This window comes from Pseudoxanthomonas mexicana (genome assembly GCF_010093385.1).
GTDB lineage: Bacteria > Pseudomonadota > Gammaproteobacteria > Xanthomonadales > Xanthomonadaceae > Pseudoxanthomonas_A > Pseudoxanthomonas_A mexicana.
Genome location: NZ_PDWV01000079.1, coordinates 1 through 11,573 on the forward strand (window position 1 = coordinate 1; position 11,573 = coordinate 11,573).

6 protein-coding genes are annotated in these 11,573 nt (G+C 70.2%); 3 read left to right on the plus strand and 3 right to left on the minus strand.

From position 1 onward, the window contains the following. Window positions 1-307 precede the first annotated feature (307 nt). Window positions 308-862, minus strand: coding sequence for a Dps family protein (locus CSC76_RS17920; RefSeq protein ID WP_162111319.1), 555 nt, complete (start codon window positions 860-862; stop codon window positions 308-310). An 89-nt stretch (window positions 863-951) separates the two neighbouring features. Between CSC76_RS17920 and hrpA the strand changes: the two genes are divergently transcribed. Further along, entirely contained in the window at window positions 952-5,055 is a 4,104-nt protein-coding gene (gene hrpA, locus CSC76_RS17925) for an ATP-dependent RNA helicase HrpA (protein ID WP_162111320.1), read from the plus strand. Between the two features lie 7 nt (window positions 5,056-5,062). Here hrpA and CSC76_RS17930 read toward each other — a convergent pair whose 3' ends face one another. Next, a complete protein-coding gene (locus CSC76_RS17930; protein ID WP_162111321.1) occupies window positions 5,063-5,611 on the minus strand; it encodes a hypothetical protein in 549 nt (182 codons plus the stop codon). 71 nt (window positions 5,612-5,682) lie between these two features. On the opposite strand from CSC76_RS17930, the gene CSC76_RS17935 reads away from it, so the two are divergent. Next, window positions 5,683-7,833, plus strand: coding sequence for a RelA/SpoT family protein (locus CSC76_RS17935; RefSeq protein WP_162111322.1), 2,151 nt, complete (start codon window positions 5,683-5,685; stop codon window positions 7,831-7,833). A gap of 161 nt (window positions 7,834-7,994) precedes the next feature. After that, entirely contained in the window at window positions 7,995-9,437 is a 1,443-nt protein-coding gene (locus CSC76_RS17940; RefSeq protein ID WP_162111324.1) for an ATP-binding protein, read from the plus strand. On the opposite strand, the gene CSC76_RS17945 is transcribed toward CSC76_RS17940, so the two are convergent. Beyond that, window positions 9,434-11,530 carry a glycosyltransferase gene (locus CSC76_RS17945; RefSeq protein ID WP_162111323.1) on the minus strand — a complete coding sequence of 699 codons (2,097 nt, stop codon included), beginning with the start codon at window positions 11,528-11,530 and terminating at the stop codon, window positions 9,434-9,436. The two genes, CSC76_RS17940 and CSC76_RS17945, sit on opposite strands and share 4 nt — an antisense overlap. Window positions 11,531-11,573: the final 43 nt, after the last annotated feature.

Consider the following 11,573-nt stretch of genomic DNA (forward strand, 5'->3'; position numbering starts at 1 on the left):
TTGGGCCCCGGACGCCCGCGCGTCCCGGGGGGAATTTTGGGGGCGGGCCCCCCTCCCCCGGCCGAAACCCCCGCCCCTCCTTGTCCGCCCCCTGGGGGGTTTACCCCCCCGGCACTGCTCCCCCGCCGCTTAGCGGCGGGCGGACCGCCGGGGGGTGTTTCTTTTGCTTACTTTTCTTTGCACAAGCAAAGAAAAGTAAGGCCCCCGCGGCCAGCGGCACCATCTCTCAAGGCAAGCGATCCATCCGCAAGTCCAAAAAGAAACGCCCGGACCAGCCGGGCGTTTCGAGGTGCCGGGAGCGCCGCGATTACTGCAGCAGCGAGCGCAGCATCCACGCGTACTTCTCGTGCGTCTGCAGACGCTGGGTCAGCAGGTCTTCGGTCGGCGCATCGTCGGCGTCGTCGGCGATATCCAGCACCTTGCGCGCGGTGCGGCAGACCGCCTCGTTGCCCACCACCAGCTGGCGGACCATTTCGCGCCAGTCGGCGCTGTCGGTCAGGCCCGGCTCTTCCGGGATCGAGGTCAGACCGACGAACTCGCGGTACGACCCCGGCGCGTTGAACCCCAGCGCGCGGATGCGCTCGGCGATCTCGTCCAGCGCGGTCCACTGCTCGGTGTACTGCGTCTCGAACATCGTATGCAGCGAATTGAACATCGCGCCGGTGATGTTCCAGTGGAAGTTGTGGGTCTTCAGGTACAGCGTGTAGCTGTCGGCCAGGAACCGCGACAGGCCGTCGGCGATCTTCTTGCGCTCGCCGCTGCTGATCCCGATATCGATGTTCGGTGCCGATGGGGCCGAGGCGAGGGGGGCGCCGGCGGGCGCGGCCTTGGTCTTGGCGGGCTTGGTCTTCGGCTTGGCCATGCGGATTCTCCTGAGGGTGGGTTGAGGCGGCACAATAGGCACACTAGAACATGTGGCGTGAGAGAAAAGTTTCAACCGCTTGCTGAAGAATGAACATCCCCCGTGACCCTGCCCCCGCCCATCCCGACCGCGCCGCCCTCGAACAGGGCCGGCGCGCGCTCGACCGCGCGCTGAGCCGCGACCGCGGCCGCCTGCACGGGCTGTGGTCGCGCTGGCAGGGCAAGCCGACCGATGCCGGCGCGCGGCAGGCCTTCGAGCAGGCATTGAACGCGTCGATCGCCACCCGCGAGCGCCGTCTGTCCACAGTGCCGGCGGTGACGCTGGATGCATCCCTGCCGATCGCGCGCGAGGGCGATCGCATCATCGAGCTGATCCGCAATCACCAGGTGGTGGTGATTGCCGGCGAAACCGGATCGGGCAAGACCACCCAGCTGCCCAAGCTGTGCCTGGCCGCCGGGCGTGGCGTGGCCGGCATGATCGGCTGCACCCAGCCGCGGCGCATCGCCGCCCGCGCGGTGGCGCGACGCGTGGCCGAGGAACTGAACACCGAGCTGGGCCGTGGCGTGGGCTTCCAGGTGCGCTTCAATGACCAGGTGGGCGAGGAAACCCACGTCAAGTTCATGACCGAAGGCATCCTGCTGGCGGAAATCGCCAGTGATCGCTGGCTGTCGGCCTACGACACGATCATCGTCGACGAAGCGCACGAGCGCAGCCTCAACATCGACTTCCTGCTGGGTTACCTGAAGCAGTTGCTGCGCAAGCGCCGCGACCTGAAGGTCATCGTCACCTCGGCCACCATCGATACCGAACGCTTCGCGAAGCATTTCGACGACGCGCCGGTGATCAGCGTGGAAGGCCGCACCTATCCGGTCGAGGTGCGCTACCGCGCGCTGGAAGGCGAGGGCGAAGAGGAAGGCGAGCGCACCGTCAACGAGGCCATCGTCGGCGCCGTCGACGAGATCACCCGGCTGGACGCACGCGGCGACGTGCTGGTCTTCCTGCCCGGCGAACGCGAGATCCGCGACGCGCACCAGGCGCTGGAGCGGCGCAAGTACCGCAATACCGAGGTACTGCCGCTGTACGCGCGCCTGTCCAACCAGGACCAGGACCGCGTGTTCAACCCGGGGCCGAACCGGCGCATCGTGCTGGCCACCAACGTGGCCGAGACATCGCTGACCGTGCCGCGTATCCGCTACGTGGTCGATCCGGGCTTCGCCCGCGTCAAGCGCTACAGCCCGCGCAACAAGCTTGACCGCCTGCATATCGAGCCCATCTCGCAGGCCAGCGCCAACCAGCGCAAGGGCCGCTGCGGGCGTGTAGCCGAGGGCATCTGCTACCGCCTGTACGGTGAAGCCGATTTCCAGGCGCGCCCGGAGTTCACCGATCCGGAGATCCGCCGCTCCAGCCTGGCCGGGGTGATCCTGCGCATGCTGCAGCTGGGCCTGGGCCGGATCGAGGACTTTCCGTTCCTGGAGGCGCCCGACGGGCGTGCCATTGCCGATGGCTGGCAGCAGCTGGCCGAGCTGGGCGCGATCGACGGCGAACGCCGCCTGACCGCGATCGGCAGGCAGATGGCACGGTTGCCGGTGGACGTGAAACTGGCCCGCATGCTGGTGGCCGCGCAGGCCGCCGGCTGCCTGCGGCCGATGCTGGTGATCGCGTCGTTCCTGGGTATCCAGGATCCGCGCGAGCGACCGGCCGACGCACGCGGCGCCGCCGACACCGCGCACGCGCAGTTCGCCGATGGCCGCTCCGAGTTCGTCGGCGTGCTGCGCCTGTGGGATGCGTATCGGCAGGCCCATGAAGACCTGACCCAGTCGAAGCTGCGCGACTGGTGCGGCCGCCATTTCCTGGGCTTCCTGCGCATGCGGGAATGGCGCGAACTGCATCGCCAGTTGCGCCTGCTGTGCGAGGAACTGGGCTGGAAGGAAGAAGATGCCGATGCCGCGATGGCGCCGCTGTTGGACGGCAGCCGTGCGCCGCCGGTCGCGCGCGATGATGCCGCGGCCGTGAAGGCCACCCGCGGGCAGTTGCATCGTGCCGCCAGGTTGGCGCGCGAAGGGAAGACCGAAGCCGCGCCGGTAGCGGTGCGCGCGCAGCAGGACCAGGCACCCGCCGGGGGTGGTTTCAGCGAGCGCATGCGCGCCAGCGCCTACCAGACCCTGCACCGCGCACTGATCGCCGGCCTTCCGACGCAGATCGGCCATCGCACCGAGAAGGGCGATTTCCAGGCGCCGCGGCAACGCCGTTTCCTGCCGTTCCCCGGCTCACCGCTGTCCAAGCGGCCGCCGCCGTGGCTGCTGGCGGCCAACCTGCTGGATACCCAGAAGGTGTGGGGAATGACCCTGGCGGCGATCGAACCGGACTGGGTGATCGCCGAGCTGCCGCACCTGTTGCTGCGCAGGCACTTCGACCCGCACTGGTCGCGCGCGCAGGGCCAGGTGCTGGCCTCCGAGCAGATCAGCCTGTTCGGGCTGGGGCTGGCGCCGAAAAAGCCGGTCCACTACGGCCGCATCGCGCCGGGGGAAGCACACGACCTCTTCGTCCGGCAGGGCCTGGTCACCGGCGAAATCAACACACGCGCCGGATTCGTGGCCGACAATCTGAAAATGCTCGCGCAGGCGCGCGAGGAAGAGGCGAAGCTGCGTCGGGCCGGGCTGGTCGCCGATGAGGACTGGCAGGCGCGCTGGTATCTGGACCGCGTACCGTCCGACCTCCATTCCGCGGCGGGTCTGGACGCGTGGTGGAAAACGCTGCCTGCGGACAAGCGTCGCGCGCTGCACTGGTCGCTGACCGACTTGCTGCCCGGCGAAGGCAGCGAAGAAGACCGCTATCCGAAATACTTCCCGCTCGGCGACGCGCGGCTGCCGCTGCACTACCGGTTCGAACCGGGCGCGGCCGACGACGGCGTGACGCTGGAGGTGCCGCTGCACCTGCTCAATGCGCTCGATCCGGCGCGCTTGTCGTGGCTGGCGCCGGGATTCGTCGCCGACAAGGCCTCGGCCCTGATCCGCAGCCTGCCCAAGGCGATGCGGCGCAACTACGTCCCCGCGCCGGACTTCGCGCGTGCGTTCTTCGAGGCGTTCCCGAAGCCGACGGCCGACGATATCCGCGGCGAACTGGCGCGCTTTCTTTCGAAGGCGACCGGGGTGCCGGTGACCGCGCTGGACTTCGAAGAAGCGGCGCTGGAGCCACACCTGCGCATGAATCTGCGCCTGCGCGAAGATCCTCGCGGCGGTGGCGAGGGCCGTGTGCTGGCCGAGTCGCGCGACCTGGACGCATTGCGTGCGCGCTTCGGCGCGAAGGCCGGCCAGGCCTTCGCCGCACGCGCCGGCCGCGCGATGGCGGCCAGCGGGTTGCGCGACTTTCCGCAGCAGGCCATCCCGCACGAAGTCCCGGGCGAAGCCGGCGTGCCGGCCTATCCGGCCCTGCGCGACGAGGGCGACACGGTGGCCTTGCAGGTGTTCGCCGACCGTGCCGAGGCCGAGGCGGCCCATCCGCGCGGCGTGCGTCGCCTGTTGGAGATCGCCCTGGCCGACAAGGTGAAGCAGGCCCGCAAGCAGCTGCCGGTTTCGCCCAAGACCGGCCTGCTGTATGCGGCCATCGAATCGCAGGAACGCCTGCGCGGCGACATCGTGGATGCGGCAATGAATGCGGTGCTGGCGGACGGATTGGAGGCGATCCGCGACCGCGCCGCGTTCGAGCGACGGCGCGACGAGGCGGGCAAACGGCTGTTCGGCGAAGCGATGGAAAGGTTGAAGCTGGCCGAAGCCATCCTGTCCGCCGTCGCCGACCTCAAGCCGCAGCTGGAAGCGCCGCTGATGGGGTGGGCACGCGGCAACCTCGACGACCTGCGCGCGCAACTTGCGGCGTTGGTGCATCCGGGCTTCCTGCGCGAAACCCCGGCGGATGCGCTGGCGCAGCTGCCGCGCTACGTGAAGGCGATGCGCCTGCGCGCCGAGCGCGCCGTCCGCGATCCCGCCCGCGACCAGGCCCGCATGCTGGAGATCAAGCCCTTCGCCGATGCGCTGGCGCAGGCGGTGGAGGACGGCGTGGCCGGATCGGCGGACTGGCAGGCCCTGCGCTGGGACCTGGAGGAACTGCGCGTGTCGATGTTCGCCCAGGAGCTGGGCGCGCGTGCGGGCGTATCGCCGAAGAAGCTCGCGCAGCGCCTGCAGGCGCTGCGCGGCTGAGCGGGCGTCACTTGATGCGTCGCACCTTGGCAGGCGTGTTGTAGCCGTCGATGCGGAAGAACCAGTTGTTGAACAGGCCGGGCTTGATGGTCACAGCCGGGTTGGTCTTGCGCACGCCGCTCAGGCTGGCCGCTTCGATCTGCTCCCATACCTGCCCGTTGGCCAGCGTATAGCGGTTGCCTTTCGCGAATCCCCTGAACTCGCCGGCCAGCGTGCTCTTGATGGGTTCGTCCGAGCCGAAATCGAAGAAGCCGCGGTTCTCCTGTTCGACCTGCTTGCGCGTATCGGCCTGGGCCTGGGCGACCGCGGTCTGCGTCTCCTGGCGGACCTGTTCCACCGCACGCGCGGTCTCGGCGCCGTCCTTGCGGGTCAGCCATGCGCTGAGCGCCGACAGTTCGGCATCGGACAGCTTGTCCAGGCCGGCAGCCTTGAATTCCTCCGCCGTCATCGAGGCGCGCAGGTCGGCGAACCGCGCATCGTTCGATGCATCCTGGGCGAATGCGGCCAACGGAGCGGTCAGCAACACGAGGGATAGAAACAAGCGGCTCATCTTCATGGTTGTTCCTGCGGTCGACTGGCCGGTAGTGTAGTCATTCCGGCGGCGCTTGGCCGCGGTCCCTTCCTGCCATGGTCCCCCCCGTTCACCACATCGCCACGCTGCTGCAACGGCCTGCGCTGCAAGCGCTGCCGGCGCCGCTGCGGCATGCGCTCGCCGAAGTGGCCGCGCAGGACGGCGCCGAGGCCGGCATGCCCGATCCGGTGGGCGTGGCCGCAGACACGCTGGATACGCTGGCGGCCTTGTCCGCCGATGGCGACGTGATGCTGGCCGCGCTGCTGTACGCGGTCCCGGCCCTGCAGTCCGCGGTGCGGAGCGGCACCGGCATGTCCGCCGCGCTGGCGGATCTGCGCGAAGGCCAGGCCGCCGCGGCCCAGGTGTGGGCCCTGCACGCCGAGCAGGAGCGCAGCGTCAACACCGAAGGCCTGCGCCGGTTGCTGCTGGCGATCGTACGCGACCTGCGGGTGGTGACGATCCTGCTGGCCCGCCAGTTGGCCCGCATGCGCGCGGCCGGCGCGTTGCCCGAGCCCGAGCGCCAGGCGCTGGCGCGGCTCACCCGCGACATCCATGCGCCGCTGGCGAACCGGCTGGGCATCTGGCAGCTCAAGTGGGAGTTGGAGGACCTGGCATTCCGGTACCTGCAGCCTCAGGTCTACAAGCAGATCGCCACCCAGCTGGACGAGAAGCGCACCGGGCGCGAGCGCTACATCGCCGCGGTGATCGCCAGCCTGCAGAAGGCCCTGGCCGAACACGGGACCCGCGCCGAGATCAGCGGACGGCCGAAGCACATCTACAGCATTTGGCGGAAGATGCAGCGCAAGCAGGTCGGTTTCGACGAGCTCTACGACCTGCGCGCAGTGCGCATCGCGGTGGACGACGTGGCGGCGTGCTATGCGGCGCTGGGCGTGGTGCATGCGCTGTGGGTGCCCATTCCCAGCGAGTTCGACGACTACATCGCCCGGCCCAAGGCCAACGACTACCGCTCGCTGCACACGGCCGTGGTCGGTCCCGAGGGACGGACGCTGGAAGTGCAGATCCGTACGCACGAGATGCATGCGCAGGCCGAACTGGGCGTGGCCGCGCACTGGAAGTACAAGGAAGGCAAGGGCGGCGGCGATGCGTTCGACCGCAAGATCGCCTGGATGCGCCGCCTGCTCGAGGGCAGCGGCGAGGCGACGGGCGAGGGCACCCTGGCCGGCGATCTGGATGCAGAGCTGGTGGAGGACCGCGTCTACGCGCTGACGCCGAAGGGCGAAGTGGTGGACCTGCCGCGCGGCGGCACGGTGCTCGATTTCGCCTACCACGTGCACACCATGGTCGGGCACCGCACGCGCGGGGCGAAGGTCAATGGGCGCATCGTACCGCTCAACCACGGGCTGCGCAGCGGCGATCGCGTCGAGATCCTGACCTCGAAGGAACCCGAGCCGCGCCGTGACTGGCTGCTGCCGGCCAACGGCTTCCTCGCCAGCGGGCGCTCCCGCGACAAGGTGCGGGCGTGGTTCCACAAGCTGGACCGCACGCGCAACCTGCAGGCCGGGCGCGAACTGCTGGAGAAGGAGCTCAAGCGGCTGGGCCTGCACCAGGCCGACCTGGCCGGCGTGGCGAAGAAATTCCACGCCGACAGCATCGACGATCTCTACATCCAGGTGGCGCTGGGCGATGTGGGGCCGCACCAGGTCGGGCGCGCACTGCATGAAGAGCAGAGGGCAGCGGCCGAACCCGACGCGCCTGCGCTGCCCGTGCGGCGTCCGCCACGCAGGGTCGCGGCACCCGGCAAGTCGAAGTTCACCGTGCAGGGCGTAGGCAACCTGCTGGTGCAGCTGGCGCGCTGTTGCCAGCCGGTACCCGGTGAGCCGATCGCCGGGTATCTGACGCGGGTGCGCGGCGTCACCGTGCACCGCGCGGATTGCGCCTCGTTCGCGCGGCTCGCCGCCGCCAGCCCGCAGCGCGTGCTGCCGGTGGAGTGGGGCCAGGCCGGCGGCGGCTACGAGGTCGACGTGCAGGTCACGGCGCTCGACCGCAAATGGCTGTTGAAGGACATCACCACGCTGATCGCCCAGGAAGAAGCCAACGTGCTGGACATCAACAGCCAGGGCAACCGCGCCAGCGGACGCGTACACCTGCGCCTGCGCCTGAAGGTGGCCGACTTCGGCCAGCTCTCGACCCTGCTGGGCAAGCTGGACGCGCTGCCGGGCGTGGAAGACGCGCGACGTTCAGGCTGAGCCGTTATCCTGCGGGTGTGACCCGCGAAGACCGCCCCGACACCGGCCGCGATCGCCGCATCGAACCGCGCATCGACTGGACGCGCATCGTCGCGGCTCCGCGCGCACGGCGTGATCACCCTGTCCCTGCCTGGCGCGACCGGCGGTATTGGCGATGGGCCCTGCTGTTGGCGTTGCTGCTGGTCGTGCTGCTGGTCGTGTTCCGCCGTCCGCTGGCGGACGTGCTGTGGCCCGAGACGCGGGTGCAGGCACTGCTCGACCAGGCGGCCCGCGCGCTGGCCGACGGGCGTCTCGATGCCGCCGACGGCAGTGGCGCGCGCCAACTCTACGAAGCGGCGCAGGCGCTGGATACCGACCGCAGCGAAGCGGCCATGGGACTGCGTCGGGTAGGCCAGGAAGCGCTGCGACAGGCGGGCGCCGCGCTCGCGCAAAGCCGGTTCGCCGAAGCGCGCGAACGGCTGGCGCTGGCGCGCGAACTGCAGGTGCCGCAGGCCCAGGCCGACGCGCTGGCCGCACGCCTGCGCGCGCGCGAGGCCGAGCATGCCGGGCTGGACAACGTGATGCAGGCGGCGGTGCGTGCGCACGAGGCGGGACGTCTGGTCGGCGATCCGGCTGCCGCGCTGCCGTTGTACCAGCGCGTGTTGGCGTTGCAGCCCACCCGGCTGGAAGCACTGGAGGGGCGCGAGGATGCGCTGTCGGACCTGCTGCAGGAGGCGGGCCTGCATCTGCAGCGCAACGAACTGGGGCCGGCCGCATCGCTGATCGGCCAGGCGCGGGCCTTCGATCCCGGTCACGTCGACCTGCCGCAGGCCCAGGCCGCGCTCGCCACCGCGCTGGAGGCGCGTCGCCGGACGGCTGCACGCGATCTCGCGCGTGGCCGTCTGCTGGCGGCGCAGGCTGCTTACGATGACGTGCTGGCAGCCGCGCCCGACGACGCGGGCGCGCGCCAGGGGCTGGAGCAGGTGGGCGTGGCCCATGCGGTGCGCGCCGAGCGGCACGCCGCGGACTTCCGCTTCGACCAGGCGCGGCAGTCACTGGCACGGGCGCGCGCGCTCGCTCCGCAGTCGGCGCGCGTCGGCCAGGCGGAACAGGTCATCGCCCGCGCGGAACAGGCACGCGGGCGCCCGGGCACGGGCATGCCGGCACGCGAACGCGCGCAGCGTGTGCAGACCCTGCTCGCGGCCGTGGCCGACGCCGAAGCCAAAGGTCACTGGCTGACGCCGCCCGGCGAGAGCGCGTACGACAGCCTGCGCGCCGCCCAGGCGCTGGCACCGGATGCCCCCGCCGTGCGCCAGGCCGCCGCGCGCCTGCTGCCTGCCGTGCGCAACTGCTATGAAGACGAACTGCGCGCCAACCGCATCCGCCGCGCGCAGGCCTGCCTGCAGGCCTGGCAGACGCTGCAGCCGCGCGAGGCCGGCCTTGCCGATGCGCGCCGACGGTTGGCGGAGAAGTGGATCGCGGTTGGCAGCGAGCGCCTGGGCGCGGGCGATGTGGCGTTTGCGGCGCAGGCGCTGGAAGAAGCGCGCCGTCTCGATGCTGCCGTGCCCGGTATGGACGCCTTCCAGGCGCGCGTACGGCTCGCGCAGGCGCCGCAGACGCGCTAGAAGAAAATCCGCCGGACCGCGTTGCGCGCGGCATCCAGCGAGAAGTGTCTGCGGATGTTCTCGCGACCGTTCGGGGACAGGCGGTGCCAGAGCGACGCGTCGCCGTACAGGCGCACAACCGCATCGGCGAAGGCGTCGGCCCCTTCCGCGACGAGCACATCGTGGCCATCCACCAGGTGCATGCCTTCCACTGCGCACGGCGTCGCCACCACGGGCTGCCCATGCGCCATGCTCAGGTTCACCTTGCCTTTGACGCCGGCGCCGAAGCGCAGCGGCGCGATGGCCACACGCACGCCGTCCATGTAAGGCGCAAGGTCCGGCACGTGTCCGTGTACCGTGATGCCGGGAATCTCCTGCAGCGCGCGGACCTCGGTGGGAGGCTCGGCGCCAATGCAGTGGAGGCGCACGTCGGGCAGCCGCGCACGGATGCGGGGAAAGATCTCGCGGCCGAACCACAGCATCGCATCGGCATTCGGCGGATGGCGGAAGCCGCCCACGAATACCAGGTCCCGACGTTGCGCGAAAGGTGCGCCGTTTCCGGCGAGTTCGTGCAGGTTCGACAGTACCTCCACGCGGCCGGACGCCGGCAGCAGCGCGGCCAGCATGTCGCGTTCGATGGGGCTGACGACCAGCGTCGCGTCCGCCTGACGCATCAGCGCGAGCTCGCGATCGCGTGTCTTCCCCGCGCTGCGGCGGAGTGCGTCGTCGCCGGCGAGGTCTGCACCGCGTTTCTCGCGGAGGAAATGCAGGTCGACCGTGTCGAATACGATGCGGGCCTGCGGCGCGAACCGGCGCACGAGCGGAAGAAGCTCGGCGGCGACGTAGTGGCGCGACAGCAGCACCACGTCGAAACGGTGCCCGTGCGCGCGCATCCACGAGGCAACGCTGGAGGCGAACGGAGCGTGCCAGCTCTCCACCCCGAGTTGCCGGAGAGCCGCTGTGTCCTCCCCCGCGGTGCGCAGGTCCGCCGGGAGGAACACTACATGCGCGCCTTCGCCGACCAGCAGGCGCATGAGGTTGACCATGCGCAACGACGCCGAATCGTGCCGGGGGCGCGGCGTTTCGGCATCGACCACCAGAACCTGCCGTCGGTCGCGGGCAAGCGTCGAGGGGGAGGGTAGCGTGCCGGCTGCCGGCCGCCCGACGAGTGCCTCGGCCCACTTGCGTGCGAACAGGTCGCGGTTGCGGACCTGGTAGGCCTTGATTCCGCTGCCGGTGTCCGTGCCGGCCGTGATGCCTTCCAAGTGCACGACGCGCGCGGCGGGCTGGTAGAGCACGCGAAGGCCACGCGCACGGATGGCGAAGGCAAGATCGGTGTCTTCGTAGTAGGCCGGTGCGTAGCGCGTGTCGAAACCGCCTATCTCGCGGAAGAGCGCGGGGGGCACCATGATCGCGGCCCCCGAGCAATAGTCAGCATCGCGCAGGCTGGCGTAGCGCGGATCGTCGGGCGATTCGAAGCGCCCGTAGTTCCAGGCAGACCCGTCGTCGAAGACCACGCCGCCGGCTTCCTGCAGGTGACCGTCCGGGTAGACCAGCTGGGCGCCCACCAGGCCCGTGTCGGGCCTGGTGCCGAAGGTGTCCAGCAGCGCGTCGAGCCAGCCCGGCTGTGGGAACGTGTCGTTGTTGAGGAAGATCAGGTAATCGCCACGGGCCAGCGCGGCGCCGTCGTTGCACGCGGCGATGAACCCTCCGTTGCCGGCGCGCACGTGATAACGCAGTCCGCCGATCGAGGTCATCCAGTCGCCCGTCTCATCGGTGGAGCCGTCGTCCACGACGATGATCTCGCAGGCGACCGACGGCGGATGCTCGGCCAGCGCGCGCAGGCAGCCGAGGGTGTGCGAAGCCTGGTTATAGACGGGAACGACGATGCTGACGCGGGGGGCGTCGCTGGCGGGCACAGCGAATGGAGCGAAGGGCGCCTCGGCCGGCCGGTACAGGGACGCGGGCGGCAATCGGGGGTGCCGCGCGAACTGCCGGCGCACCCGCGCCCAGGTCGCCGCCAGGCCTCGCGTGCGCAGACTGGCCAGGCCTCGACGAATCAAGCCGCGCGTGCGTTCCAGCATGAAGCGCACATCGGCCCACGTCATCGACATTCCGTTGCAACTCCAGCTGAGCGAAGGGGGAGCGGGCCGGGCG